This is a genomic window from Arthrobacter sp. AK01 (genome assembly GCF_021109375.1).
GTDB lineage: Bacteria > Actinomycetota > Actinomycetes > Actinomycetales > Micrococcaceae > Arthrobacter.
On record NZ_JAJOHP010000024.1, the window covers coordinates 14,284 to 39,960 of the forward strand.

General features: G+C 63.5%; 23 protein-coding genes. 17 read left to right on the forward strand and 6 right to left on the reverse strand.

What is annotated here, in order from left to right; genetic code table 11:
* The first annotated feature begins 126 nt into the window (after window positions 1–126).
* Both LN996_RS10355 and LN996_RS10360 read left to right on the forward strand, forming a co-directional pair.
* Window positions 127–501, forward strand: coding sequence for a MarR family transcriptional regulator (locus tag LN996_RS10355; protein WP_231340348.1), 375 nt, complete (start codon window positions 127–129; stop codon window positions 499–501).
* A complete protein-coding gene (locus tag LN996_RS10360) occupies window positions 498–1,760 on the forward strand; it encodes an MFS transporter (protein ID WP_231340305.1) in 1,263 nt (420 codons plus the stop codon). Before LN996_RS10355 ends, LN996_RS10360 begins: the two co-directional genes overlap by 4 nt.
* 21 nt (window positions 1,761–1,781) lie before the next feature.
* Here the strand turns inward: LN996_RS10360 and LN996_RS10365 are convergent, their stop codons facing one another.
* A complete protein-coding gene (locus tag LN996_RS10365; RefSeq protein ID WP_231340306.1) occupies window positions 1,782–3,131 on the reverse strand; it encodes an MFS transporter in 1,350 nt (449 codons plus the stop codon).
* A 266-nt stretch (window positions 3,132–3,397) separates the two neighbouring features.
* Here LN996_RS10365 and LN996_RS10370 point away from each other — a divergent pair, with 266 nt between their 5' ends.
* Both LN996_RS10370 and LN996_RS10375 read left to right on the forward strand, forming a co-directional pair.
* Window positions 3,398–4,483, forward strand: coding sequence for an App1 family protein (locus tag LN996_RS10370; RefSeq protein ID WP_231340307.1), 1,086 nt, complete (start codon window positions 3,398–3,400; stop codon window positions 4,481–4,483).
* A gap of 249 nt (window positions 4,484–4,732) precedes the next feature.
* On the forward strand, window positions 4,733–6,238 hold the full coding sequence (locus LN996_RS10375) for a CoA-acylating methylmalonate-semialdehyde dehydrogenase (protein ID WP_231340308.1): 1,506 nt from the start codon (window positions 4,733–4,735) through the stop codon (window positions 6,236–6,238).
* Window positions 6,239–6,361: 123 nt separating this feature from the next.
* On the opposite strand, the gene LN996_RS10380 is transcribed toward LN996_RS10375, so the two are convergent.
* The gene (locus tag LN996_RS10380) at window positions 6,362–7,891 is read right to left on the reverse strand and encodes a PucR family transcriptional regulator (RefSeq protein WP_231340309.1); all 1,530 of its coding nucleotides are present in this window, start codon (window positions 7,889–7,891) and stop codon (window positions 6,362–6,364) included.
* Window positions 7,892–8,016: 125 nt separating this feature from the next.
* On the opposite strand from LN996_RS10380, the gene LN996_RS10385 reads away from it, so the two are divergent.
* The 8 genes from LN996_RS10385 (at window position 8,017) to LN996_RS10425 (ending at window position 16,576) form a co-directional block, all read left to right on the forward strand.
* A complete protein-coding gene (locus tag LN996_RS10385; protein ID WP_231340310.1) occupies window positions 8,017–9,345 on the forward strand; it encodes an aspartate aminotransferase family protein in 1,329 nt (442 codons plus the stop codon).
* A 135-nt stretch (window positions 9,346–9,480) separates the two neighbouring features.
* The gene (locus LN996_RS10390) at window positions 9,481–9,936 is read left to right on the forward strand and encodes an iron chaperone (RefSeq protein WP_231340311.1); all 456 of its coding nucleotides are present in this window, start codon (window positions 9,481–9,483) and stop codon (window positions 9,934–9,936) included.
* Between the two features lie 447 nt (window positions 9,937–10,383).
* Window positions 10,384–11,430 (forward strand): saccharopine dehydrogenase, encoded by a 1,047-nt coding sequence (locus LN996_RS10400; protein WP_231340312.1) that lies wholly within the window; start codon window positions 10,384–10,386, stop codon window positions 11,428–11,430.
* Window positions 11,427–12,041: a TetR/AcrR family transcriptional regulator gene (locus LN996_RS10405; protein ID WP_231340313.1), complete on the forward strand. Its 615-nt coding sequence runs from the start codon at window positions 11,427–11,429 to the stop codon at window positions 12,039–12,041. The genes LN996_RS10400 and LN996_RS10405 overlap by 4 nt, the downstream gene beginning before the upstream one ends.
* Window positions 12,038–13,294 carry an alpha-L-fucosidase gene (locus tag LN996_RS10410; protein ID WP_231340314.1) on the forward strand — a complete coding sequence of 419 codons (1,257 nt, stop codon included), beginning with the start codon at window positions 12,038–12,040 and terminating at the stop codon, window positions 13,292–13,294. Before LN996_RS10405 ends, LN996_RS10410 begins: the two co-directional genes overlap by 4 nt.
* A gap of 91 nt (window positions 13,295–13,385) precedes the next feature.
* Entirely contained in the window at window positions 13,386–14,828 is a 1,443-nt protein-coding gene (locus LN996_RS10415) for an HNH endonuclease (RefSeq protein WP_374202218.1), read from the forward strand.
* Window positions 14,829–15,167: 339 nt separating this feature from the next.
* Entirely contained in the window at window positions 15,168–15,722 is a 555-nt protein-coding gene (locus LN996_RS10420; RefSeq protein WP_231340316.1) for an RNA polymerase sigma factor, read from the forward strand.
* On the forward strand, window positions 15,719–16,576 hold the full coding sequence (locus LN996_RS10425; protein WP_231340317.1) for a hypothetical protein: 858 nt from the start codon (window positions 15,719–15,721) through the stop codon (window positions 16,574–16,576). Before LN996_RS10420 ends, LN996_RS10425 begins: the two co-directional genes overlap by 4 nt.
* Before the next feature lie 17 nt (window positions 16,577–16,593).
* Here the strand turns inward: LN996_RS10425 and LN996_RS10430 are convergent, their stop codons facing one another.
* The 4 genes from LN996_RS10430 to acs are packed head-to-tail and all read right to left on the reverse strand — an operon-like array spanning window position 16,594 to window position 21,753.
* Complete coding sequence (locus tag LN996_RS10430) at window positions 16,594–17,088, reverse strand: CoA-binding protein (RefSeq protein ID WP_231340318.1); 495 nt, start codon at window positions 17,086–17,088, stop codon at window positions 16,594–16,596.
* Entirely contained in the window at window positions 17,085–18,452 is a 1,368-nt protein-coding gene (locus LN996_RS10435; RefSeq protein WP_231340319.1) for an O-acetylhomoserine aminocarboxypropyltransferase/cysteine synthase family protein, read from the reverse strand. The genes LN996_RS10430 and LN996_RS10435 overlap by 4 nt, the downstream gene beginning before the upstream one ends.
* Window positions 18,452–19,642 (reverse strand): dimethylsulfone monooxygenase SfnG, encoded by a 1,191-nt coding sequence (gene sfnG / locus LN996_RS10440; protein ID WP_231340320.1) that lies wholly within the window; start codon window positions 19,640–19,642, stop codon window positions 18,452–18,454. Before sfnG ends, LN996_RS10435 begins: the two co-directional genes overlap by 1 nt.
* Window positions 19,639–21,753 carry an acetate--CoA ligase gene (gene acs, locus LN996_RS10445; protein WP_231340321.1) on the reverse strand — a complete coding sequence of 705 codons (2,115 nt, stop codon included), beginning with the start codon at window positions 21,751–21,753 and terminating at the stop codon, window positions 19,639–19,641. Before acs ends, sfnG begins: the two co-directional genes overlap by 4 nt.
* 217 nt (window positions 21,754–21,970) lie before the next feature.
* Between acs and LN996_RS10450 the strand changes: the two genes are divergently transcribed.
* The 5 genes from LN996_RS10450 (at window position 21,971) to ngcE (ending at window position 25,672) form a co-directional block, all read left to right on the forward strand.
* Complete coding sequence (locus LN996_RS10450) at window positions 21,971–22,396, forward strand: CoA-binding protein (protein ID WP_231340322.1); 426 nt, start codon at window positions 21,971–21,973, stop codon at window positions 22,394–22,396.
* 72 nt (window positions 22,397–22,468) lie between these two features.
* Window positions 22,469–23,302, forward strand: coding sequence for a polysaccharide deacetylase family protein (locus tag LN996_RS10455; protein WP_231340323.1), 834 nt, complete (start codon window positions 22,469–22,471; stop codon window positions 23,300–23,302).
* A gap of 9 nt (window positions 23,303–23,311) precedes the next feature.
* Window positions 23,312–23,722: an MmcQ/YjbR family DNA-binding protein gene (locus LN996_RS10460; RefSeq protein WP_159705716.1), complete on the forward strand. Its 411-nt coding sequence runs from the start codon at window positions 23,312–23,314 to the stop codon at window positions 23,720–23,722.
* A 97-nt stretch (window positions 23,723–23,819) separates the two neighbouring features.
* Entirely contained in the window at window positions 23,820–24,086 is a 267-nt protein-coding gene (locus LN996_RS10465; protein WP_231340324.1) for a hypothetical protein, read from the forward strand.
* Between the two features lie 176 nt (window positions 24,087–24,262).
* Window positions 24,263–25,672: an N-acetylglucosamine/diacetylchitobiose ABC transporter substrate-binding protein gene (ngcE, locus tag LN996_RS10470; RefSeq protein WP_231340325.1), complete on the forward strand. Its 1,410-nt coding sequence runs from the start codon at window positions 24,263–24,265 to the stop codon at window positions 25,670–25,672.
* Window positions 25,673–25,677 lie beyond the last annotated feature (5 nt).

A 25,677-nucleotide genomic window follows, 5' to 3' on the forward strand; every position in this document is an offset into this window, starting at 1 on the left:
CGCCTCCCAGTGACGGCAAGCAAGCCAGCAACTAAAACCAGCACAGCAACTAAAACCCAAGCCACAGCCCAGGAATCCGACGGCATTCGGGCGGATATCCTGGCCATCGATCTTCGTACCGCCGTGATGCGCACTTCGCGCAGGCTCCGGATCGAAGCCACGGGCGATGTCATTACCCCCGGCCAGTACACAGTGCTCGCCCACCTCAACGCCGGTTCGCAGACACTCCGCGAATTGGCCGAACGCGAGCACGTCCAGGCCCCGTCGATGACCCGGATTGTGAACGCCTTGACGGACCAAGGTTTCGCTGCCCGGCAGCCGCACCCCGGAGACGGGCGGCAAGTCCACATCAGCATCACTCCCGCAGGCCAGGAAGTCCTGGCGGAGGCACGCAGCCAGCGGACTGCCTGGCTGGCCCAGCGAGTCGCAGGACTTAGCGAGGAGGACCGACTGACGCTCAGCCGCGCCGCGCACATCATGCAGGAAATGAGCGCCAAGTGAGTGCCATGTTCCGGGCCTTGGAGAACCCCAACTACCGGGTCTGGGCGGGCGGTGCGCTGGTCTCCAACGTCGGCACCTGGATGCAGCGAGTAGCCCAGGACTGGCTGGTCCTGACTGTCCTCACCAACCACTCCGGTACGGCCGTTGGCATCACTACGGCACTTCAGTTCCTCCCCATGCTGCTGCTGGGCCCCTACGCCGGCGTACTTGCCGACCGGTACCGCAAGCGCGTGATCCTGCTGTGGACCCAGGCCGCGATGGGGGTCTGTGGGCTGATCGTTGGCCTGCTGGTGGTCATGGGCTGGGCGCAATTGTGGCATGTCTACCTCGCTGCCCTTGCGCTCGGACTTGCTGCAGCGATCGACGGCCCGGCCCGGCAGGCGTTCGTTTCCGAACTTGTAGGACCGGACAAGATCTCCAATGCCGTGGCCCTCAATTCCGCGTCGTTCAACAGTGCCCGGCTGACCGGCCCGGCCGTTGCCGGCGTGCTCATCGCGTGGATCGGTACGGGGCCCGTCTTCCTCCTGAACGCCGCGAGCTTTGTGGCGGTCATCATTTCGCTCTTCCGCGTCAAGATCTCCCAGCTCGAGCCGAGCGTCCCGGTGGTTCGCGGCAAGCACCAAGTGGCGGAGGGCCTGCGCTACGTGCGTCAGCGTCCGGACCTGGTCCTCATCCTCGTCATGGTGGGGCTCCTGGGTGCCTTCGGCATGAACTTCGCTGTCACGAACTCCCTGATGGCCACCACCGAATTCGGCATGGGTCCTGAAGAATTTGGACTCCTCGGCTCCATCATGGCCGTGGGAACACTCGCAGGCGCCCTGCTGGCCGCCCGACGGTCCGGTCCCCGTCTGCGCTTCATGCTGGGGGGTGCCTTGACCTTGGGGGCCTTCACCCTCCTGGCCAGCATCTCGCCCACGTTTTGGATCTATGCGGCCGTCCTCATCCCCGTTGGCCTCGCCTCCATTACGTTCCTCAACAGCTGCAACACCACTATCCAGTTGTCCGTGGAACCACAGTTCCGGGGACGGGTCCTCGCCCTGTACCTTGCCATCCTGCAAGGGGGAACGGCGATTGGTGCTCCCCTGATGGGCTGGATCGGCACGGAGTTTGGTGCTCGATGGGCGGTGGCCGCTGGCGGAGCGATCGTCCTCGCCACGGGCGTCGCATCAGTGATCCTGGTCAGCCGTCGCAGCCAGCGCACCATCCGCGATCAGGTGCGTGCCGCGTGGCTCAGGAGGCGCGCGACGCAGGCTTCCTGAGGCCTTGGGCTCCTTGACGATCTAGCGGACCTCGAGGTCCTCCAGGGATTTGCCCTTGGTGTCCGAAGACAGCAGGGTGGCTACCGCCGAGACAAGGCAGATTCCCAGTGTGGTCAGGCCGATGACCATGGGGATGTTCGCTGATCCCGGGGGAGCGATCGCTGTGAAAAGGCTCGGGAAGAACGACGCGATCATGAGGCCGATGTTTTGTGAGACCGCGAAGCCCGTCACCCGCATCCGCATGGGGAACTGCTCCTGGAAGAAGGTGGCAAAGGTGGCGTTCCACATCTGGAAGAGGATGCCTTGCACGATCACAACGCAGATGAACACCAACGGCAGGCTTCGCTGTTCGATCGCCCAGAGGTACCCCACGGTCAGCAGTCCGCCGGAGATTCCACCGGCCACCATGAGGGCACGCCGGCCGATCCGGTCGGACAGGGCGCCGAACAACGGGATGGTGGCTACCGCGGCCACGTTGGCAGCCATGGTGACCCAAAGGAACTCGCTGCTGGAGAAGCCGATGCCGTAGCCCTTCTGGGTGGCGAAGGAGACGCCGAAGATGAGGGTGGCCATGCCGATGACGTTGGTGAAGGTCATGAGGATGCACCGGACCAGGACCCAGGGGTGGGTGCGCAGGAGGTCGACCAAGGGGAACCTGCGCTTGGCGGTGGCGTCCTCGGACTGTGCCAGGTAGGCGGGCGGCTCCTGCACGCGGCGGCGGATCACGTACCCGGCGATGATCACGACTGCGCTGAGCAGGAAGGGCAGGCGCCAGCCCCATGAGTGGAACTGTTCTTCCGGGAGGAGGGCGGCGAGTGGAATCAGGACGGCTGTGGCGAGGATGGAGCCCACCTGCGTGCCTTGCAGGCTGAAGCTGGCAAAGAAGCCGCGCTTGGAATCGGGGGAGTGCTCCACGATCATCGCGCTGGCGCCGCCCAGTTCGCCGGCGACCGCGAAACCCTGGACCAGGCGGAGGATTACCAGGAGGACGGGCGCAAGAAGTCCCACTTGGCCGTAGGTGGGCAGGAGCCCCACGGCAAAGGTGGCGAAGCCCATGAGGAGCATCGCGAACACGAGCACCTTTTTGCGGCCGTGCCGGTCACCGTAGGCACCCAGGACGACGGCGCCGAGCGGGCGGGAAACATAGCCCACCGCGTAGGTGGCCAGCGAGGCGATAATGCCGACGGTGGGATTCTCGGTGGGGAAGAAGATAGTGGGGAAAAGCAGGGTCGCTGCCAGTGAGTACAGGGCGAAGTCGTAGTACTCCAGCGCACTTCCGATCCAGCCGCTCATCGCGGCTTTCCTGGGATCCTTGTGGCCGGTGGCTTCGCTCTGGGTGGAGGGGAGATCCCTCCCGTGCATGACGCTCATTGCGGCTGAACTCCTATGTCGTCGTTGGCAAGGAACAAGAACTCTTCCCATCCAAGACTGAACAATGCGGTGCTCATTCAGCGTGAGGAAAGTTACATCTTGAATCGATTCATAAAATCATAAGTCGTGACCTGCGCTACGTCAACGCGCGGCGGATCCTTTATCACTCCACCGATGTCAATGGTTCGGACACGCTGGTTTCGGGTCTGGTCATCGCACCCGCTGCTCCGGCTGCGTTAGGGGGCATGCCGTGGAAGACTGGACGCATGTCTCCCCGTCCCATGAAACCGCGCCCCCAGTCCGACGCCGTTGAAAGCGACGGGCCCAAACCGGCGGCCAACGCACGTCGCCACCTCGCCATGAGGCTCGACGACGCGTGGCTGGGTTTCCAGACCCGCATTGCCATCCGGCGTGGCCGGGTAGAGACAGTAATTCCCTATACGGGCTACGGTTCCACGTCCTGGGTCCGGGTTCTCGCCAGGGTTGTACGGAGCGATCCCCGGGACGCTGCGGGCCACGCCAAGCCGTTGCAGGAAAGCATGCGCGGCTGGCGAAACTTCACGAGTGCCCCCGTGGCCAACGCCGCAGTGAAAGTCACTATCGACGGCACCGTTCATGACGTCGTCGCAGACCGCGGCGGAGTGGTGGATGCTCGGATCCCGGTAGCCCTCGACGCCGGGTGGCACGCCATCACGCTGCAGTCCGGTGAGTCCCGGGTAGTGGAGGCGCCCGTACGGATTGTCGCGGACGACGCAGACTTCGGCGTCGTATCCGACATCGACGACACCGTCATGGTCACTGCGCTGCCCCGTCCGTTCCTGGCCGCCTGGAACACGTTCGTCCTTAACGAGCACGCGAGGACGCCCACCCCCGGGATGGCCGTGCTGTACGAACGGATTGCCCGGACAGCCCCCTCAGCTCCCGTGTTGTACCTGTCCACGGGAGCGTGGAACGTGGCACCCACGCTGTCACGGTTCCTGTCGCGCAATTTGTATCCTGCGGGCCCCAAGCTCCTGACCGACTGGGGCCCCACCCCTGACCGCTGGTTCCGCAGCGGCCAGGAGCACAAGAGGAACTCCCTGGAGCGCCTCGCCGAAGAGTTCCCGCACGTCAAGTGGCTGCTGGTCGGCGACGACGGGCAACATGACGAAGCCATCTATTCCGAATTCGCCCAGCAGCATCCCGAAAACGTCAGGGCAATCGCGATCCGCCAACTCTCGGCCGGCGAAGCCGTACTCGCCGGTGGCCGTTCCAAGTCCGGGGGCCAGCCCACTCCTGGCGTCCCGTGGATCTACGCCCCGGACGGTGCCGGGATGTCCGCGCAGCTCGAGGAGTTGGGGATTATCCGGTGACGTCGATGAACACAGGGTTCGCGTAGAACCAGGTGTCCGTCCACGGATCGGCGTCGCCGAGGTTGTCACCGTGGCGGATGGGGCCTGCAGGATCCACGGACGCGCCGTAGTATCCGGCCCTGCGGTCTGTACATTTGTCTATTCAGCAAACAGCTTTTCGCTGAATGTAGTGCCTCTTCCTGCAGGTCCCTTCCCTACGGTGGAACCAGATGCTTCGCACATCGATCCGCCGTAAGAAATGAGAATGCAGTGACTGAAATCAACCAACTCCACGTCGTCCCGCACTGGATCGGTGGCGCCGAGTCGCCGTCGGCCGGGGATCGCACGGCCCCTGTCTTCGATCCGGCCCTCGGCCGGGAAACCAAGCTGGTCAACCTCGGGAACGCGGAAGACATCGAGTCGGCCATCTCTTCGGCCCACAAGGCATTCCCGGCCTGGCGCGATATGTCCATCACCAAGCGACAGCAAATCATCTTCCGCTTCCGGGAACTGCTGAATGAGCGCAAGGGCGAACTCGCCGGCATCATCACCTCCGAGCACGGCAAGGTGGTCTCCGACGCCCTCGGTGAAATCACCCGCGGCCAGGAAGTCGTGGAACTGGCCACCGGCTTCCCGCACCTCATCAAGGGTGAGCATTCAGAAAATGTCTCCACCGGCGTCGACGTTTACTCCACCAAGGCCCCGCTGGGCGTTGTGGGGATCATCAGCCCGTTCAACTTCCCGGCCATGGTGCCGCTGTGGTTCCTGCCGATCGCCATCGCCGCCGGCAACACCGTGGTGTTGAAGCCGAGCGAAAAGGACCCGACGGCGGCCAACTGGCTCGCTGCCCTGTTCACCGAGGCCGGGCTTCCTGATGGTGTCTTCAACGTGCTGCACGGCGACAAGGAAGCAGTGGATGGGCTTCTGGAGCACCCGGACGTCAAAGCGATTTCCTTTGTCGGTTCCACCCCGATTGCCCAGTACATCTACGAGACCGCTGCCCGCAACGGCAAGCGCGTCCAGGCGCTGGGCGGGGCGAAGAACCACATGCTGGTCCTGCCCGACGCCGACCTCGAGTTGACTGCCGACGCCGCCATCAACGCCGGCTTCGGTTCCGCCGGTGAACGCTGCATGGCCATCAGCGTGGTGGTCGCCGTCGAACCGGTCGCCGATGCGCTGATCGGGAAGATCACCGACCGCATGTCCACCCTGAAGATCGGCGATGGCCGACGCAACTGCGATATGGGCCCGCTTGTCACCCGCCAGCACCGCGACAAGGTGGCGTCCTACATTGACGTCGCCATCGAGGACGGCGCCAAGGTCGTGGTGGACGGCCGCGGCATCGAGGTGGACGGGGACCAGAACGGTTTCTGGCTTGGCCCGACGCTCATCGACGACGTCCCGGTCACCTCCCGGGTGTACACCGAGGAAATCTTCGGCCCCGTGCTGGCCGTGATCCGCGTGAAGAGCTACGAAGAGGGCCTGCACCTGATCAACTCCGGCGCCTTCGGCAACGGCACGGCGATCTTCACGAACGACGGCGGCGCCGCCCGCCGCTTCCAGACCGAGGTCGAGGTGGGCATGGTGGGCATCAACGTGCCGATCCCCGTGCCCGTGGCCTACTACTCCTTCGGCGGCTTCAAGGACTCCATCTTCGGCAGCTCCAAGGCCTACGGCCTGCAGGGCTTCCAGTTCTTCACCCGCGAGAAGGCCATCACGTCACGTTGGCTCGACCCCAGCCACGGCGGCATCAACCTGGGCTTCCCGCAAAACTAACGAAGGGTGAGAGAGCGTCCGTATTTTGTGGCCGGGAGGTGAGAGCGCGTCTGACCTGATGGACGCCCTCTCACCTTTCGCCCGTTTTGGGCTAACGCTCTTCCACCTTTCGCCCGTTTTGGGCTAACGCTCTTCCAAGAACTCGACGGCGGCGAACAGTTCCAGCCTGTCGCGCAGGCTGTCGAGGTTGAGTCCCAGGACGGTGCCCGCAGCATCGATGCGGTTCCTGAGAGTGTGCCGGTGAACCCCCAACTGCCGTGCCGTCCGGTCCCAGACGCAGTTGTTCGCCAGCCACGCAGTGACCGTCGGCAACAGTTGGGTCTGCTCCGATTCATCATGCTTGGCCAACGGCTCAATCAGGCGCCGAGCAACTGACCCAGCCTCTTCCCGGTGCAGCAGGCCCAGCATCCCGCCTTGCGAAATCTCATCGAAGGCCACCAGCGGGCGGGAGAGTTCCAACGCCCGTTGCAATGATCGCCCGGCTTCCTTCAATGCCTTGTCGAGGTGGCCGAAGTCCGTTTCCCCGGAAGAGCCCGCGGTTGCGCCGTACCTTTCCAGGAGGACAGTGACCTTTTGCTGGAGGGCTGGCCCGGCCAGCACCACGATGTTCTCGTTCCGCTGGGCGTAGAAGACGGCACCGCGGTGGTCGTCCGACAACAACTCCAGCGCTTCCAAGAGGTTCTGTCCCTGCCCGGGAGGCTGCGCCAAGGTCACCACCAAGGGGTTCGCAGGCAGCCGGCCCCAGACCTGCCGGGCCGTGCGCTCAGCAACATCCGTGCTTCCCGCCAGCAATTGCTCGAAAACGCCTGCACGCAGGTGGCGGCGTGCCGTATCCAGGTTTCGCGTCTGCTCCAGTGCAAGGCTTGCCAAAGCAATCACGCTGTTGATGATGTCCGTGCGGGCCGGGTCCAGGGGTTCGATGGCGCCCAGGACCAAGACTCCGCGCAAATGGTGCCTGCGGCCCAGCGTCTGCAGGGTGATCTGCTCGCCGTCGACCGTCAGTTGCGACACAGAACGCGATCCTTGGTCGAGGGATTTCCGCACGGCTTCTTCCACTCCAGGCATCAGGGCAGAGGGCACGGGACGGTTGTTGGGCATCAGGATGTGGTTTCCTGCGGCGTCGAACAGGGCTACCCAGCCATGCAGTTGCCGTTCGAGTTCGGCCAATATGGATCGCAGTCCGTCGGGACGAAGGGCGGCCCGCGCGATGGCCCGTTGGGCTTGGAGCGACCACTCAGACCGCGCGTTCTGTTCCCTCGCCAACCAGTCCGCAACGAACCGTATGACAGCGATGAAGGGAGTCCTGTCGGGGACCTCGAGCAAGGGCAACCCTTGGGTCCGGCATGCCTCAACCAGCCCTGCCGGCAGTGCACCGTGGATCACTTGAGTGGCAAAACCGAGGCCGCTGATCCCGTGTTTGACCAACCGCTCCACGTAATCGCTGTAAAGGGAACCAGGGGCATCGCCGACAGGAAATTGCGTTCCATCCGTCAGGAGCAGTTGCCCGGCGTCGAGGAACGGGGTGGGGTCGTCAAGGTCCGAACTATGGACCCAGGACACCGAAGCATCCGCCGCGGGATCTGCGGCCTCCGGGGTCACCAGCCTCAGGTTCAGCGAGCCCTTGTGGAGGATCGTGTTGATAGTTGGCGGCATGCTCAAGCGCTCCTTGGAAAAACGTAGTTCCACACCCCGCTAACTATACAAATGTCGAGAGATACATCTCCTCCCAAAAGCTCATGATGAAAGGGAAGCCCCCGCCCTTTCGAGAGGACCCTCCAATGTCTCCCACCCGGACCGCCCTGGCAGTTTCCACGTCAAATGCCGAGGTTGCTGCCTTGGACACGGCCAATGTCTTCCACTCGTGGTCAGCACAGAAGTCCTTGAAGCCCCTGGCTATCGCCGGTGGTTCCGGCAGCACGGTCTGGGACCACGAAGGCAGGACGTACCTGGACTTCTCCAGCCAGCTGGTCAACACCAACATCGGCCACCAGCACCCGCGCCTGATCGAGGCCATCAAACAGCAGCTGGACACCCTCACCACGGTTGCACCCTCGCATGCCAACCACACCCGCGCCCTGGCAGCCCGGAAGGTCCTGTCCCACGCGCCGTCGAATATGGACAAGGTGTTCTTCACCAACGGCGGCGCTGACGCCAACGAGAACGCCATCCGCATGGCCCGCCTGCACACCGGGCGGGACAAAGTCATCTCCCGTTACCGCTCGTACCACGGCAACACCGGTGCAGCCATCGTGGCCACCGGTGACTGGCGCCGCATCCCCAACGAATACTCCCGCGGACACGTCCACGTCTTTGGGCCGTACCTTTATCGCTCCGAGTTCTGGGCCGAAACCCCGGAACAGGAAGCGGAGCGCGCCCTGCAGCACCTGCGCCGCACCATCGAACTCGAAGGGCCGCAATCAGTGGCCGCTGTGCTCCTCGAAACCGTTCCCGGCACCGCCGGCATCCTGCTCCCGCCGCCCGGCTACCTGGAAGGCGTCCGCGCACTCTGCGATCAGCACGGAATCGTCCTGATCCTGGACGAGGTCATGGCCGGCTTCGGCCGCACCGGCGACTGGTTCGCCCTGGACGCCTTCAACGTCAAGCCCGATCTCATCACCTTCGCCAAAGGAGTCAACTCGGGCTACGTGCCGGTGGGCGGCGTCATCATCTCCGAAGAAATCTCGGCCACCTTCGACGAAAGGGTCTTCCCCGGAGGCCTCACCTACTCCGGCCACCCACTTGCCGCTGCCTCCATCGTGGCCTCGATTGAGGCGTTCGAAGAAGAGAACATCATCGGGAACGCCGCACGCATCGGCGCCGACCACTTGGAGCCCGGCCTGAAGGTCCTCGCTGCCAAGCACGGTGTCATCGGTGAAGTGCGCGGACGCGGCGTGTTCTGGGCCCTCGAACTCGTCGAAGACCGCGAAACCCGCACGCCCGTTACTGCAGGGTTCATGGGCAAGCTCAAAGCGGAACTGCTCAACCGCGGACTGTTGCCCTTCATCGCCGACAACCGCGTGCACGTGGTGCCTCCCGCCGTCGTGACCCCCGAAGAAGTGCGCCAGGCACTGGCGATTTACGACGACGCCCTGACCGCCGTTTGTTGACAGGAAGGTGCCGATGACTTTGTAGCCCGAGACCCACCACAGCCCCAACTGAGCAGTTTCGGAGAAGCATCCAGCCTGCCGGCACCGTAGCTTTGGGATATCCGCAAGATATCCAGCAGAGAAGAGGGGCCTGCCATGGCTGAGACCGGAACGACCAACAAGACCAAGTCCTACGACGGCTTTACGGAGGAAGAGCGCGCCGCAATGAAGGAGCGCGCTCAGGAGCTGAAGAAGGCTCCGCGCAAGAAGGCGTCCAAGGCAGACGGTGAAGCCGACGTGATGGCAAAGATCGCCGAAATGCCTGAGTCTGACAAGGTCATGGCCGAACGGCTCCATGCAATCGTCAAGGAACACGCGCCGGAACTGACGCCCAAGACCTGGTACGGGATGCCGGCCTACGCCAGGGACGGGAAGAACATCGTCTTCTTCCAGAGCTCACACAAGTTCAAGGCACGGTACGCCACGCTCGGCTTCGAAGAAAACGCCAAGCTCGACGACGGCGCCATGTGGCCCACCTCGTTTGCCCTCAAGGAGATTACTCCGGAGGTCGAAACGAAGATCGTCGAACTCATCAAGCGGGCCATCGCCTGACGGTCTGAAATCCGCGACGGGGGGGGGGGGGGGGGGGCCCCCCCCCCCCCCCCCCCCCGCGCCCCCCGCGCGGCCTGCCGCCCCCCCGGGGGGGGGGGCCCCCCCCCCCCCCCCCCCCCCCCCCCCCCCCCGGCCCTTGACTCTCAAAGGAGATCAGTAGGTGGGATCTGGGTTCGGGTGCGGCGGAACCGGCCCAGGATCGGGCGCCGGTGACGGGCCAGGTGTTGGGTTGGGGCTTGGAATGGGACTGGGCGGAAACGGCGTGGTGGGGTCCGGTGGTGGCGCCACGGGTCCGGGATCCGGTGGGAATGGCTCGGGCTCGTGAGTTGGAGGAAGGGTCATGGTCTCTCCTTTGCGTCCTCAGGTAGATACCCGCAGCCTACGCGCCGTCGGCACGAAGGTGAACGCATCAGGCAATTTTAGGTCAAATGACCTAGAATCAAGTTTATGAACGATCTCCTTGAACTCGATCCCTCCGGCCCTGTGCTGATCGCAGGCGGCTACGGCACAGTCGGAACTGCCCTCACCCAACTCGCCGCGAAGGAGTGGCCCCTACTTCTGACCGGGAGGAATCCAGACCGGGGAAGCAGCCTCGCCAGCGAAAGAGTTGCCGTCCGTCGGTGGGACCTCAACCAGCCGGAACCCTTCAAAGCCAACGTCAGGGCCGTCATCAGCACGGTCAACGACCCCGACGACAGGGTGCTCCGCGCGGCAGTCCAGGCCGGGATTCCATATGTTGACGTCACCCGCTGGACCAGCCGTGTCACCCGGGCCCTGACCCTGGCAACCCTCATGCAGCCGGAAGCTCCCGTGCTGTTGAGCTCGGGCTGGATGGGAGGAATTACCAACATCGTGGCAGCGGCATTGGCTGAGGAAGTGGGAGGCGCTGACCAGATCGACGTCGCCATCCGCTATGACACCAACGACCAAGCCGGCGCCGACTCTGTCGACTTTATCGACCGGCTGGGACTGGACTTTGAAGTACGCAAAGGCGGTAAGGCCGCCGTCGTACGTCCCCTCAGTGACACCCGCTGGGTGGACATTGCCGGCCACCGCACCAAAGTCGCCCGCCTGGACACCCCTGAGCAGTTCACCTTGCCGCTGACTATCGGCGCCGGCTCGGTGGCCACGAGGATTGGCTTCAGTTCCAACACCTCCACGACGGCGTTGCTCGCCGCGAGGACGATAGGGCTGTTCCGCTGGGGGAGCGGAGAACGGTGGGAACCGCTCCGGCGGTCCCTTTTGTACTCGCCGGGATCGGGCGGAACCGCGCACCTTCGTGTGGATGTGGAGGGGCCGGGCGGCACCAGAACTGCCGTCATTTCGGATCCCCAGGGACAGGCGCACCTGACCGCGTTGGGTGGTTTGTTGGGACTCCACACGGTGCTTGGCGCCGGGGCACAGGCAGGAGTCTTGTTCCCTGAATCAGTGCTGGAACCGGCCTCGCAGCTCGCGAAACTGGAATCGTGGGGTGTGACAATATTGAGGTCATGACCGAAAGCAAGGGCGCCCTGCGGAAGGCGGCGCTCCTTGACGCTGCGGAGGAAGTGCTGGTCACCAAGGGGAACGCAAACGCAGCAATGCGGGACTTCGCCGCCGCTGCAGGTGTGCGGATAGGGCACCTGCAGCACTACTTCCCAACCCGGGCCGACCTCATCCGTTCCGTCCTTGAACGGACACTCGAGCGCTCGCTGCGGAGGCTTGAGGAAACGGCCGGATTTGAGCTCGGTGCCGAGTCTTCCGGCCAACTTTCCCAGAACGATTCCCACCGCCTGCTCACGGCGCTGCTCCAGGAGCATTCGGGCCTGGCGGACGTCAGGATGCACCTGGAAATCTGGGCCATGGCTGCCTCCGACGAGTCAGCGGCCGGTGCCGTGAGGGCGTTCTATTCACAGTACTCGGCGCGTGTGCAAGGCGTGGTCCGGCGTGGCAGGCCGGACCTTACCGAGCCCGAAACAAGGGACGTTGCCGCCACGATAGTGAGCCTCTTCGAAGGCGCTGCCGTCACACGGTCCGACATCGCAGGACTGCGAACTGAACAAGGCGACCAAACCATCATTCGCACGGCACAGTGGTTGATCCACGGACAGGAAGCTTCTCGGTGACTCAGGTGATGCCCACCCCCGCCCAACTCCGGTGGCAACAGTTGGAATTCGGCGCGTTCATCCACTTCGGCATCAACACCTTCGCCGGTAAGGAATGGAGCGACGGCACCATCCCGGCCTCCACCTTCAACCCCTCAGAGCTCGACGCCGGAAGTTGGGTTCGCGTGGCCAAGGAAGCGGGTGCCAGGTACTTGGTCCTCACTGCCAAGCACCATGATGGCTTCTGTCTCTGGCCGACGACCACCACTGACTACTCCGTCGCTTCCTCGCCGTGGCGCGGTGGCAAGGGCGACGTGGTTCGCGACGTCGCCCAGGCCTGCGCGGAACAGGGGATAGGACTGGGCCTCTACCTGTCACCCTGGGACCGGAACGCCGACTGCTACAGCGATTCCGCAGCCTATGACGACTTCTACCTCCAGCAGCTCACGGAACTGTGCACGGGCTATGGTCCGCTCATGGAGCTGTGGTTCGACGGCGCGGGCTCGGTGGGCCGGGAGTACGACTGGGACAGGATCATTGCGGTAGTTAAGGAACACCAGCCTGAGGCCATGATTTTCAACATGGGCCAGCCGACCATCCGCTGGGTGGGCAACGAGAACGGCCTGGCGTTGGATCCCGTGAACTACGTGGTGGACCGCACGTCCGATACCCAATACACGGACTCCAGCTCGGGGCTCGGAACTGCGCACTACTTGCCGCCCGAATGCGACGTTTCCATCCGTCGTGGCTGGTTCTGGCACCCGGACGACGAAGTAAAATCCACCGGGCACCTGCTCGCGATCTACTACCAGTCTGTGGGTATGGGAGCCAACCTTCTGCTGAACCTGCCGCCGGACACCCGCGGATTGATTCCCGACGAGGACGCGCAACGGCTCCGGGAGTGGAAGGCCGAGTTGGACCGTCGGCTCTCCGGCGCGGTTGAGGCAACCGTGGAACATCACGACGGCGGAGCGACCTTGAGCTTCCCGGCTGCGGTCACCTTCAATCACCTTGAGCTCGTGGAGGACCTGAGTTCGGGGCAGCGGATCACGCACCACGTTGTTTCCGGAGATGATTCAAAGCTTGTTGAGGGAAAGACGGTCGGTAACCGACGCATCCACCAGCTGCCCGTTGTCACCGCAAAAAGGTTGCACGTGAAACTGAGCGGTGAAGGTGGCAGCATGGCATCGGCGCGGGTCTACACCGGGGCCCTCGATGCTGCAGTGCCAGCGATTCCCGAGGGCTACGAGGCTCCCACGGACGCGCCGGACTGACGTCTGCAGGGCCCGGGCGGGCCGGCACTGCCAGCCGCCGGGCAACGTTCCCGGGGGTGCTCCTTATTTTGTCGGTGCCTCCTGCAAGAGTATGGACATGGAGCAGATTCGGGACAGGCGAGCGGGTGTGGTGGCGTTGGGCGCGCCCATTCCTGCGCTGGTTCCTGTCGGTGACGATTCCGTTCGTCCAAGCCGTATCCGGCTCGGTACTGTGGAGTCCGGCTCATCCAGGCAGTCCAGTTCCTCCCTGCAGCCAAGTGCTGTTGAGTCCGGCACCGTCAGCGGTGATCTGATCAATCAATTGCGCGCTCTGGAAGACATGAAGTCGGCGATCGTTGCTTTGCAGGCAAGAATTGCCGTGGCGTTGGATCTGACCCAACGGCAAGAGCAGGCCGAGGCCGGTGTACCCGTGTCCGAACGGGGTAAGGGTGTGGGTGCCCAAGTGGCGCTGGCTAGGCGGGAGTCCCCGAATCGCGGCTCCCGGCTGTTGGGGATGGCCAAAGCCCTGGTCATGGAGATGCCACGAACCTTGGCCGCGCTGAACACGGGCCAGTTGAACGAGTGGCGTGCCACGCTGCTGGTGAAGGAAACGGCGTGCCTGTCTGTGGAGGACAGGTGCGCGGTGGATGAAGAACTCGCCCCCGACACCGGAACTTTCGACGGCGCTGGAGATCAAGCGATCATTGCCGCAGCGAAAGCGGCCGCGTACCGGCGCGATCCGCGGTCGGTGGTGAAGCGTGCCAGCCACGCCGTCACCGAGCGGACCGTGAGTCTGCGTCCGGCGCCGGACACCATGACGTACCTGACCGCGTTGCTGCCGGTCGCGCAAGGGGTCGCGGTCTATGCCACGCTCACGCGTCGGGCTGATTCTGCCCGCTCGGCCGGTGATCCCCGGAACCGGGGCCAGGTCATGGCCGACACCCTCGTCGAGCGCATCACCGGTACGCCGTGCGGGATCTCAGGGATCAACCTGGACCTCGTCATGACCGACCGAACCCTCTTCCAGGGCGATGCCGAACCCGCACGCGTGAAGGGCTACGGAATCGTCCCAGCAGGGTGGGCCCGGAAACTGGTCGGTGCAGGCGGTGCAGGCAGGGAGATTCCAGTCGTCCAGGATCCCTCGGCTGGCAGCGACTCCGGTCCTCCGCGGGATCCCGAGCTCCACGTCTGGGTCCGCCGGCTCTACACTGCACCGGCCACAGGAGATCTCCTGACCATGGATTCCAAAGCCAGACTCTTTCCACCGCGGCTCAGACGCTTCATCGAAACCCGCGATGACACCTGCCGCACACCCTACTGCGACGCGCCCATCAGGCACATCGACCACATCGTGCCCTGGCACGCCGGAGGCACCACCACACTGGCCAACGGTGCCGGACTCTGCGAAGCCTGCAACCACACCAAAGAAAACCCCGGCTGGAGCGCCAACACCAGGCCCGGGGAAAGACACACCCTGGAAATACGCACGCCCACCGGACACAGCTACCGCTCGCAAGCGCCGCCCCTGCCCGGGCACCGGCCCTCCAGAACGTAATCACCGCCGTTCAAACGTGCCCGCAGGACGCCCATATCGGTGCGTCCTGACGTGCCCTGAAAAGTTTTCAAAAAAGATTCGTACCCGGCGTAACCCTTTGGCGTACGTGGACGATTACGTCTGTGAAAGGGCCGAGCTGGAATTTGTCCCCCATCATGTTCCAGCTCGGCTCTTCCTTGTCCGGATCAATTTGCCTGATCAGATTTTCCTCGGACAAGCGGGTCCTCCGTGAGGATGGCCCGGCAGAGCAGATACCCTTGGTGAAGTCCTCCGTCGTGCAAAGGCGGGTGACCTGGCTACAAAGCCACGGACCTGCCGCCGATCGAAAGTCCCATAACTGTGACCGACGCATTGACCGACGAAGCGCTTCATGCGCTCAAGGGCAATAACGCGGAACTGTTCAGTGCCGTCTACCAGTCCTACGCGGGCCAGGTTCTCGGCTACCTGACGGCCAAAGGCGTGCCCGATCCTGAAGCAAGTACGCAGGATGTGTTCCTCGCGGTCTTGCCGCGGCTGGATGACCTCAGCGGCGGTGTTAACGGCCTGCGGACATTCATCTTCTCGGTGGCCCATGCACGCATGGTGGATGAGCACCGGAAGCAAAGCCGGGCTCCGATACACCACGAGTTCGAGCCCGAGCGGGATACGCGCGAATCGAGCTCTGCGGAGGCCGAAGCTTTGACCAGGCTGGCGCCGAATGAGGTGGCAGCACTCCTGGATTACCTGGGCGACGACCAACGTGAGGTCCTGAACCTCCGCATCGTGGCCGGCCTGACGGTTGAACAGGTAGCCGACATCATGGGGAAAACCGCCGGCGCAGTAAAGCAGTTGCAGCGCCGGGCTCTTATTACGCTCCGTGAGCATTCGGCAGTAAAGGAATACGTGTCGCCATGACATACAGGGATACAGACCGCGAAGCGATGGTTGACGAGTTGTTGCTCGACGCCGATCTCGCCGACGCCTCGGACGTCCGGAATACGCTGCTTTCGCTGGGTACCTTTGCCAATCTGTCGGCTCCTGCCCCCAGCGCGGAGCTCGCTGCCATGATCGCCGGACCGCACGATGAACTGTCCAAGCGTCGTTGGCGGCACAAGCATCGGACCGCTGTGGTCAGCATTGCCGTGGTTGCTGCGATGGGCCTTGGTGTGAGCGGTGTTGCCGCGGCCAGTTCGGGCTTCACTCGGAACCCGTCTTTCATTGATGAACTCATCGGGAATTTCCAGCCCCAGCCGGCAGTCGCCGCGCCGGTACTCCCTGCGCCCGATGCGCCACGTGTCAGCACGGAAGCGGCTCCTGCCGCAGATCCGGCTGCTGTTCCACCGGCCGCGGAAGTGCCGTCGATTCCCGTCGCAGGCCCAGTGCCCACCCAGGCCACGCCTGTCGAAGATCCCGCCCCGGCACAAACCCAGGCACCAACGCCGGCAAAGGCGCCGACCGCGGACGTGGCACAGCCGCCGGCAGCGGTCGCTGTCCCGGAAGCCACCGTACCCACCCCCGCCGTCCCGAACGGGTCCAAGCCAAACCCGGCCCACAACGCGCAGGCGAAGCCGAGTCAGGTCAAGCCGCGGGGCCAGGAAGCAGTCTGGCCTGAAGCATCAAAACCCGGTGCGGGGCAGTCAGACAAGCCCGGGGCCCAGGGCAGCAAACAAGGCCCGCAGCTTCCGTCGTTGTCCGACAAGCGCGCAGAAGAGCAGTTCCAGACTGCGATGGACAAGTGGAAGCAGTGGCTGAAACGCGGTCACCGCTAGTCGTGTTTGGGGGCTGGCTACGCCAGAACCTGGCGCTTCGAAGAGATAACCCCGGTATCGAAGCCAGCCAGATGGAGGCCACCGTGGAAGCGGGCGTGCTCGATCTTCACGCAGCGGTCCATCACCACGTTGAGGCCCGCAGATTCGGCGTCGCGGGCAACCTCTTCATGCCACGAACCGAGCTGCAGCCACAGCGTCTTGGCGCCAACCGCGACGGCTTCGTCCAAGACCCCCGGAAGGTCGTCGTTCTTGCGGAAGACGTCCACGATATCCGGTGACTCGGGAAGGTCGGCCAGCGACGCGTACGTTGGCTGGCCCAGGATTTCCTTGACCACAGGGTTGACGAAATACACCTTGTAACGGGTGGACGACTGCAGGTACGTGGCCACGAAGTAGCTGGCACGGGACGGCTTGTCCGAGGCACCGACGATCGCGATGGACTTCGCCTGCCGGAGGAGTGCCAGGCGCTCAGGAGCAGATGGGCCCTCCCAGGTACGTTCAGCGGTGCTCATGCTTTCGCTCCTACGGTTTGAGTGCCTGCCGCCGGGATTGCCACCGCGCAGGCTTCACCTGGTTCTTCATCAGATGCAACCGTCTGGGCCGCCATCAGCGCCTGGTCCAGGTCCCAGAGGATGTCCTCAAGGTCTTCCAAGCCAACGGAGATCCGGACCAGGTCCTCCGGCACGCCGGCCGACTCAAGCTGTTCGGCGCTGAGCTGCTGGTGGGTGGTGGAACCGGGGTGGATGACCAAGGTGCGGGCGTCGCCCACGTTGGCCAGATGGGACGCGATCTGCAGCGACTCGATAAACTTCCGGCCAGCTGCACGACCCCCGGCAACACCGAACGAGAAAACGGAACCCGGCCCCTTGGGCAGGTACTTCCGTGCGCGATCGAAGTGCGGGTGGGATGGCAAACCTGAGTAGTTCACGTACGCCACGCGGGGATCGGCATCGAGCCATTCGGCCACGGCCTGGGCGTTCTTCAGGTGCTCATCCAGGCGCTGGGGGAGCGTTTCAACACCCTGCAGCAGCTGGAACGCGGAAAGGGGTGAGAGCGCCGGGCCGATGTCGCGAAGGTGCTCGCAACGCAGCTTGGTGAGGAAGCCGTATTCGCCAAAGTTGCCCCACCAGGAGACATTGCCGTAGGACGGGACAGGTTCGGTCATCATGGGGAACTTGCCGTTGCCCCAATTGAACCGGCCGCTTTCCACGATCACACCGCCCAGGGTGGTGCCGTGGCCGCCGATGAACTTGGTGGCCGAGTGGATCACGATGTCCGCACCGTGCTCGAACGGCCGCACGAGGTAAGGCGTGCTCAAGGTGGCGTCGACCACCAAGGGGATACCGGCGTCGTGCGCTACCTTGGCCAGCCCGGCAAGATCCTGCACTTCCGACGACGGGTTCGCAACGACCTCGACGAAGAGCGCCTTGGTGTTCTCCTGAATGGCTGCGGCGTAATCGGCCGGATCCGTTCCGGGCACGAAGGTGGTGCCCACGCCAAAGCGGCGAAGGGACACGTCCAGCTGCGTGACAGTGCCGCCGTACAGCTGGGACGCCGCGACGATGTGGTCGCCGGACTGCGTCAGCGCGGCGAAGGTGATGAACTCGGCAGCCATGCCCGACGCCGTAGCTACCGCCCCGATCCCGCCCTCAAGGGACGCGATACGCTCCTCGAAAGCCGCGACAGTTGGGTTGCCGATGCGCGAGTAGATGTTGCCGTACTTCTGCAGGGCGAAGAGGTTCGCGGCATCGTTGGTGTCCTTGAAGACGAAGGACGTGGTCTGGTAGATCGGCACCGCGCGGGCGCCGTGCTCGGCGTCGGGAGTGCCGCCGGCATGGAGGGCACGGGTGCGGAATCCGAAGGTACGGTCAGCCATCAGACTGCCACCGAATCGGCGACGGGTGTGGAGGAGAGGTCCAGCTCGGTGCCGTTCTTGCGGGCAAGGTCTGCTTCGAGTTCACGGACGATCGGCAGGACGTCCTGGCCGAACGCAGCGATCTCTTCCTGGAAGTGCAGGTACCCGGTGAGGAACAGGTTCACGCCGATCTTCTTGTACTCCACGATCCGCTCGGCAATCTGTTCCGGGGTGCCGATCAGTTGGGTCTTGAAACCGTCGTTGTACTGGACCAGGTCCTCAAACGTGGAGTCCGCCCACATGCCCTTGCCGTCCTTGGTGGAGGCGCCGGCTTCCTGCACGGCGTCCCGGAAACCCTGGACTGCCGGCTTGTGAGCCTTTTCCACGATCTCACGGAGGGTGTCGCGTGCTTCCTTCTCGGAATCGCGGGCGATCACGAAGCCGTTGAGGCCAAACTTCGGCAAGGACAGCGCTCCCTCGGTGCCGCGCTTAGTCTCTCCGGAAGCGGCTACCACGCCGGCGATGTTCTCCTTGAAGCCCTCCAGGTCCTTGCCGTTGGAGAAGTACCAGTCCGCCACGCGGCCCGCAGTGGCCTGTGCCGCCGTCGAGTTTCCGCCGAAGAAGATTTCCGGGTGCGCACGCCCGGGAACGTCGACGGGCGCCGGGTTCAGGGTGAAGTCGGTGATGTTGTAGTACTTGCCGCCCTGGCTGTAGCCCTGCTCGGTCCACAGGCCGCGGAGGACCTTGATGAATTCCTCGGTGCGGACGTAGCGCTCATCGTGTTCCAGCCATTCGAGGCCGAAGTTGGTGAACTCGCTCTTGAGCCAGCCCGAGACGATGTTCACGGCAGCACGGCCATTGGAGATGTGGTCCGCGGTGATGATGAATTTCGCCAGGACGCCGGGGTGCCACATGCCCGGGTGGACGGCGGCGATGACCTTGAGACGCTCGGTCGCCGCGAGGAGCGCCAGGCTGAACGACGTCGCTTCGTGCTGCTTATCCGCACCGTAGGAAGCGGCGTAGCGGGTCTGGGTCAAGGCATATTCGAAGCCGGAGTTCTCCGCGATCCGGGCAAGCTTCTTGTTGTAGTCGAAGTCCCAGCCGGTGCGCTGCTCGATGGTGGACACCACCAGGCCGCCGGAGACGTTGGGAACCCAGTAGGCGAACTTGAGCGGCTCGGAGAGTCGGGCGACGTTGCTGATCTCGGTCATGAATTTTCCTTTACTAGGGCCCGCTCGCGCAGGACGTCCTGGATGCCGGCAATAGCCGGTTCGTTCTGGAGTGAGGTGGTATCGCCCAGGGCGGTCCCCTCAAAAAGCTGGGTCAATAGACGGCGCATGATCTTGCCGCTGCGGGTTTTGGGTACGTCAGCCACCACGACGACGTCGCGCGGCTTGGCGATGGGGCCGATCTCCTTGGCAACGTGGTTGCGCAGGTTGTTGGTCACTTCCGCAGCTGACCCACCGGAGGCGTCACTGCAGGCGTCACCGCGAAGGACGACGAACGCGACCACGGCGTGCCCGGTGGTGGGATCGGCCACCGGACAGACCCCGGCCTCCACCACGTCCGGGTGTGAAACCAGCGCAGACTCGATCTCGATGGTGGACAGCAAATGGCCTGAGACGTTGAGGGTGTCGTCCACGCGCCCAAGGATCCAGATGTCGCCGTCGGAGTCGTATTTGGCGCCGTCGCCGGCAAGGAACCAGCCCTGCTCCGCGTACTGGCTCCAGTAGGAATCGAAGTACCGCCGCGGGTTGCCCCAGACGGTCCGTGCGATGGCGGGGCCGGGACGGTCCACCACGATGAAGCCCTGCACGCCGGGCTCCGAAAGAGTGCCGGCCTGGTCCACTACCCGCGTGCTGACCCCTGGAAGCGGCCGTGCGGCACAACCGGGTTTGAACTCGGTGTCCGTTGGTGAGGGAGACATGATGGTGGCGCCCGTTTCGGACTGCCACCACGTGTCCACCATGGGTGCAGTGCCCCCGCCGATGTTCCCGCGAAGCCAGCGCCAGGCTTCGGGGTTCACGGCCTCGCCCACTGTGCCCAATACACGGATGGAAGAGAAATCGTAGCTCTCCGGCACGCCGTCGGGGAACCAACCCATGAGGGAGCGGACCAGCGTGGGCGCGGTGTAGTACTGGGTGACCTTGTAACGCTCGATGATCTCGAAGTGCCGGCCCGGATGCGGGGTGTTGGGGGTGCCCTCGAAAATCACCTGGGTGACGCCGTTGGAGAGCGGCCCGTAGATCTCGTAGGTGTGGGCCGTGACCCACGCGAGGTCAGCGGTGCACCAGTGCACGTCGCTTTCCCGCAATGACGGGTCCGGGTTGCTGAAGAGGTACTCGAAACTCCAGGAGGCCTGCGTGAGGTAACCGCCCGAGGTGTGAACCAGGCCTTTCGGCTTACCCGTGGTCCCGGAGGTGTACATGATGAACAGCGGAGTCTCGGCGTCGAAAGCCTTCGGCTCGTGCACGTCGGAGGCGGTGTCCACGACATCGTGCCACCAGACGTCGCGGCCTTCCTTCATGTTTACGCTGGCCAGATCCCCGGCAGGAGTGGTCCGGTTGATAACCAGTACGTGCTCGATGGCGTTGTCACCGGCGACGGCGGCATCGGCATTGTCCTTCACGGGCACAGCCGTTCCGCGCCGGAACTGCCCGTCCGTAGTAACCAGGAGCTTCGCCTGTGTGTCCTGCACACGGAAGCGGAGCGCCTCGGCCGAGAAACCGCCGAAAACCAAGGAGTGGATGGCGCCGATGCGGGCCACGGCAAGCGTAACGATCACAGTTTCGGGGATCACCGGCAGGTAGATGACCACGCGGTCGCCCTTGGTGATCCCAAGGTCCAGGAGCGCGTTGGCGGCCTTGGACACCTCGCGTTGAAGCTCTGCATAGGTGATGGCACGGCGGTCACCCGGCTCGCCCTCGAAGTACAGGGCTACCTTGTCACCCTTGCCGGCAAGCACATGCCGGTCCACGCAGTTGTACGCGACGTTCAGTTTGCCGCCGTCGAACCATCTGATGTCCGGGCCGCGGCCCGCTTCGACGTCTGTTGGCGTCCAAGTGTGCGCGGTGTGCCACGGCGCCGCCCAATGCAGGCGGCGTGCCTGCTCTTCCCAGAAGCCGACGGCCGATCCGGCCTCATCAAAACCGCTGTGACGCGCCCGCTCGCCGAAATCAGCGCCGTGCACTGCGCCGTCCGCGGGCTCAGTCGAGGACCATCCCGATGAGCCGTGAAGGGAGCCGAGCGCGTCAAGCAGCCCTGCTTCAGAGGCCGTCGCGTCCGAAGTGGTGTGTGAAATTTTGGGTACGGCAGAAGTCATGCGAAATCTCCATGCCTGGAATTGGCGCAGTGCGATTCAAGGGATGGTCGCCCATTGTTTCGCTGGGATGGTCGTTCCTTACTAAAGCCGATCGTTCATTTGACTCAAAATTGGGCAGACTCCATGCGTAATATTCGCTGTTCAGCCGGGTCGAGCGGCGAATGATGCAGATTATTCGGCAAAGCAGCTCCTGGAGGGGCGGGAGTAGGCTTGGCTCATGATGCATGTCAACGATCCGGCCGTCGTCGAGCGGTTGATGCGAACAAAAGGCACATGGGCCGTCGTGGGCCTCAGTACCAACCAGTGGCGCTCCGCTTACGACGTTTCGCTCTATGTCCGGGACACCATGGGCATGGAAATCATCCCGGTCAACCTCAAGGGCGAGGACGTGCACGGGGAGAAGGGGTACAAGACTCTGGCTGATATTCCAGAGGCGAGGCGCCCCATCGACGTTGTGGACTGCTTCGTCAACTCCCAACGAGTCGGTGCAGTGATCGACCAAGCCATTGCCATCGGCGCCAAAGCAGTATGGCTCCAGCTCGGCGTGTTCGACGACGAAGCCACGCAGCGCGCCAGGGACGCAGGATTGGATGTCGTGGTGAACTCCTGCCCGGCGCGCGAGGGCTGGCACTACGGCTTGTGATTCCTCTGCTAGATTGCAGCTGAATCATTTCTTGAGTCTTGGGGGACAGCCATGTTCGGCGGCCATTCTGCGGTGCCATTTTCCACTCCCAGCAGACGGGCCGCCTTCAGCATCCTTGGCGCTTCCGTGGTTGCCGGTTTGACGGCTTGCACAGCAGCGGAAGGCGCTGACAACACTCAAAGCGCTGAAAGTTCGACGCCGGCGCTGACGCCCGGTGCCGCTTCAGCGTCGCCGGCTGTTACTCCCACGCCTACTCCTACGGCCACCAAGCGCCTTCGGAAATCGTTCATTCCGGACTACCAGTTGCCGCCGATCGTGGGCGGATTGGCTCCGGTCATCACCAAGATCGAGACCCAACATCCCGTGGTGTTCCTGACCATCGATGACGGCAACATCAAGACGCCCGAATCGATCAAGCTCATGGCCGGGTACGACTACCCGGCATCGCTCTTCCTCACCAGGGACACGATCGCCGACAATCCTGCCTTCTTTAATGCGTTCAAAGCCCAAGGCAGCCTGATCGAGAACCACACGGTAACGCACAACATCAACATGGTGCGGCAGTGGGGATACCAGCAGCAGGTGAACGACATGGTGGGAATGCAGGAGTACGCGTTCCAGCACTACGGCCGCAGACCGACGCTCTTCCGTCCCCCGGGAGGCGCCTATTCCAACGTGATGCGCAAGGCTGTGGCAGACGCAGGCATGAAGGCGATCGTCACGTGGGAAGCCAAGGCAAACGCCGGAAAGATGGACTACCAGGTGGGTAACTCGCTGCGCCCGGGCGACATCGTGCTCATGCATTTCCGTGCCGAGTTCGCGGCGGACCTCGCTGCGTTCCGCGCGGCCCAGTTGGCTGCGGGGCTCGAAGTAGTGTTGCTGGAGGACTTCCTGGGCGTTGCGTAAGCTCGCTGCATGGACGTTTCCCGCCTCCGCGAAATCTGCCTGGGCTTTCCCGGCGCCTTTGAAGACTTCCCCTTCGGTCCCGAGACATCCGTGTTCAAGGTGCGTGCCGCCGTCGCGGGTGGAACCCGGCACGAGGCAAAGATGTTCGCCCTGTCCTCGATGGACCCGGACAACTGGTCCGTGAGCCTCAAGTGTGAGCCGGCGTTGGCCGAACAGCTCAGGGCCGCAAACCCCGAAATCACTGGTGCCTGGCACATGAACAAGACCCACTGGAACGGTGTCCGGCTGGATGGGGCCCTCTCCGATGACATGGTCAGGGACATGGTGGAGGACTCCTACGACCTTGTTGTTGCCACCCTGAGCCGCAAGCAGCAGGAGCAATTGGGCTGGGCCAGGCTCGCCAATCCGCGCGGCAGCTGACACGCGCGCGAACACACTCCCCACGGCGCTGACATGGGACTAGATTGATACTGCATACCTAAGGACCTCAGCCTCAGCGCTGGTCAGGAGCGGTTTGATGCTGGATCAGAAGACGCAACTCCATATGCGCTCCACTGGCGTCGAAAATGCCTCTACGGCCCATGATGATCGAACCAAGGCCTGGATGATTGCTTTGCACGTTAGCCCCAGCATGTTTCTCGGCGGTAAAAACCGGCTCACGGAGGCCGTGGTGGAGTTCCAATTAGCCGAACAATGGGCGGAAAGACGGGGAACTGAGCGGCAAGAGACCCTGGCCCGGGAAGCCATCACAGAGTGCGGAAAGGCCCTCGCGGAGGGTCCGTAGAAAGATCACGCTTTGACAAATGTTGATCGAAACTGCCGCGAAATATTGATTTTCGATCATTCGTGGTGAATTATGTCACAGAAGGTTGGTGCTGCCAGAGCGCCAACCCAGACTGTCTGACTGAACGGCTTTCCCGCCGCAACAGTCGACACTACGAGTCACTGGAGGGTTTAGAAATGAACGTTCAGCACCAGTCCGTCGGTCGCCGTGGATTCCTGCGTGGAGCACTCGCTGCAGCCGTGCTCGTGCCCATGGGGGGAACCATTGCTTCATGTGCCGCAGGTGGCGGTACCACCACCACCGGCCCCACAGGCACTGTCTCCGACACCAACCCGTTCGGTATGGCAGAGAAGGCCACCATCGACGCCGTGATCTTCAAGGGTGGCTACGGCATCGACTACGTCGAGTTCGCCGGCAAGATCTTTGAGAAGACCCACGAGGGTTCCACCGCCAAGATTTCCCCGTCCACGGACATCGCCCAGGAGCTCCAGCCGCGCTTCGTGGGTGGCAACCCGCCGGACCTGATTGACAACTCCGGTGCCAAGTCCATCGGCTTCAGCACCATCCTGGCCCAGCTCGAGGACCTCACGCCGCTCGTGGAGGCCAAGAACCTCGAGGGCAAGGTCATCAAGGACACCCTGTACACCGGCGTACTGGCTCCAGGCACTTTCGATGGCAAGCTGGCCGCCCTGAACTACGTGCTGACCGTCTATGCAATGTGGTACTCGGATTCCGTCCTCAAGGAGAACGGCTGGACCGTTCCCAAGACCTGGGACGAAATGTACGCCTTGGGCGAGCAGGCGAAGGCCAAGGGCAAGTACCTGTTCGTCTGGGGCAAGGAAGCCGCTACGTACTACCAGGAAATGGCGATCGCCTCCGCTATCAAGGAAGGCGGCGACGACGTTCGCCTCGGGTTGGAAAACCTCACGGCGGATTCCTGGTCGCACCCCGCCATCCAGTCCGTCTTTACCGCTCTGGACAAGATCGTCAAGGCCGGCTTCTTCAAGCCAGGTGGCTCGGGCACGCAGTTCACCGCCGCGCAGGCGCAGTGGAGCAACGCCCAGGAAGCTGTGTTCTACCCGTCCGGTTCGTGGATCGAAAACGAAATGAAGGACCAGACCAAGGCGGGCTTCAACATGATGGGCGCACCCGTGCCCACCGCGAGTGCAAGCTCCAAGAAGCCTTATGCGGCTCTCCACAGCGCCGCCGGCGAACCTTTCATTGTCCCCTCCCAGGGCAAGAGTGCCGCTGGCGGCAAGGAATTGCTCCGCATCATGCTGTCCAAGGAAGCTGCCACCAACTTCGCCAAGACCAAGCTGGCTCCCACCATCGTCAAGGACACCGTTCCGGCCGATGGCTTCGGTTCCACGGCCCTGGTTTCGCAGACCAAGTTGCTGGGCGACGCGGGCGAGGACATCTTCACCTGGAACTTCATCGATCTCTACGGCACCAACAAGGACCAGCTGGTTGTCTGGAACAGCTTCCTGGACGGCAAGTCGGACGTAGCAACCTTGACCTCCGCACTGCAGAACATCACCGACAAGGTCCGTAACGACAGCTCGGTCAAGAAGATCGAAGTGAAGTGACCTCA

What these genes read in the sequence shown, in the direction of transcription:
- LN996_RS10400 (WP_231340312.1), top strand. Translation starts at nt 10,384, where the DNA reads ATGAACGATCTCCTTGAACTCGATCCCTCCGGCCCTGTGCTGATCGCA.
- LN996_RS10435 (WP_231340319.1), bottom strand. Translation starts at nt 18,452, where the DNA reads ATGGCTGACCGTACCTTCGGATTCCGCACCCGTGCCCTCCATGCCGGC.
- LN996_RS10365 (WP_231340306.1), bottom strand. Translation starts at nt 3,131, where the DNA reads ATGAGCGTCATGCACGGGAGGGATCTCCCCTCCACCCAGAGCGAAGCC.
- acs (WP_231340321.1), bottom strand. Translation starts at nt 21,753, where the DNA reads ATGACTTCTGCCGTACCCAAAATTTCACACACCACTTCGGACGCGACG.
- ngcE (WP_231340325.1), top strand. Translation starts at nt 24,263, where the DNA reads ATGAACGTTCAGCACCAGTCCGTCGGTCGCCGTGGATTCCTGCGTGGA.
- LN996_RS10460 (WP_159705716.1), top strand. Translation starts at nt 23,312, where the DNA reads ATGGACGTTTCCCGCCTCCGCGAAATCTGCCTGGGCTTTCCCGGCGCC.
- LN996_RS10405 (WP_231340313.1), top strand. Translation starts at nt 11,427, where the DNA reads ATGACCGAAAGCAAGGGCGCCCTGCGGAAGGCGGCGCTCCTTGACGCT.
- LN996_RS10355 (WP_231340348.1), top strand. Translation starts at nt 127, where the DNA reads ATGCGCACTTCGCGCAGGCTCCGGATCGAAGCCACGGGCGATGTCATT.
- LN996_RS10465 (WP_231340324.1), top strand. Translation starts at nt 23,820, where the DNA reads ATGCTGGATCAGAAGACGCAACTCCATATGCGCTCCACTGGCGTCGAA.
- LN996_RS10450 (WP_231340322.1), top strand. Translation starts at nt 21,971, where the DNA reads ATGATGCATGTCAACGATCCGGCCGTCGTCGAGCGGTTGATGCGAACA.
- LN996_RS10385 (WP_231340310.1), top strand. Translation starts at nt 8,017, where the DNA reads ATGTCTCCCACCCGGACCGCCCTGGCAGTTTCCACGTCAAATGCCGAG.
- LN996_RS10415 (WP_374202218.1), top strand. Translation starts at nt 13,386, where the DNA reads ATGGACATGGAGCAGATTCGGGACAGGCGAGCGGGTGTGGTGGCGTTG.
- LN996_RS10370 (WP_231340307.1), top strand. Translation starts at nt 3,398, where the DNA reads ATGTCTCCCCGTCCCATGAAACCGCGCCCCCAGTCCGACGCCGTTGAA.
- sfnG (WP_231340320.1), bottom strand. Translation starts at nt 19,642, where the DNA reads ATGACCGAGATCAGCAACGTCGCCCGACTCTCCGAGCCGCTCAAGTTC.
- LN996_RS10380 (WP_231340309.1), bottom strand. Translation starts at nt 7,891, where the DNA reads ATGCCGCCAACTATCAACACGATCCTCCACAAGGGCTCGCTGAACCTG.
- LN996_RS10390 (WP_231340311.1), top strand. Translation starts at nt 9,481, where the DNA reads ATGGCTGAGACCGGAACGACCAACAAGACCAAGTCCTACGACGGCTTT.
- LN996_RS10425 (WP_231340317.1), top strand. Translation starts at nt 15,719, where the DNA reads ATGACATACAGGGATACAGACCGCGAAGCGATGGTTGACGAGTTGTTG.
- LN996_RS10430 (WP_231340318.1), bottom strand. Translation starts at nt 17,088, where the DNA reads ATGAGCACCGCTGAACGTACCTGGGAGGGCCCATCTGCTCCTGAGCGC.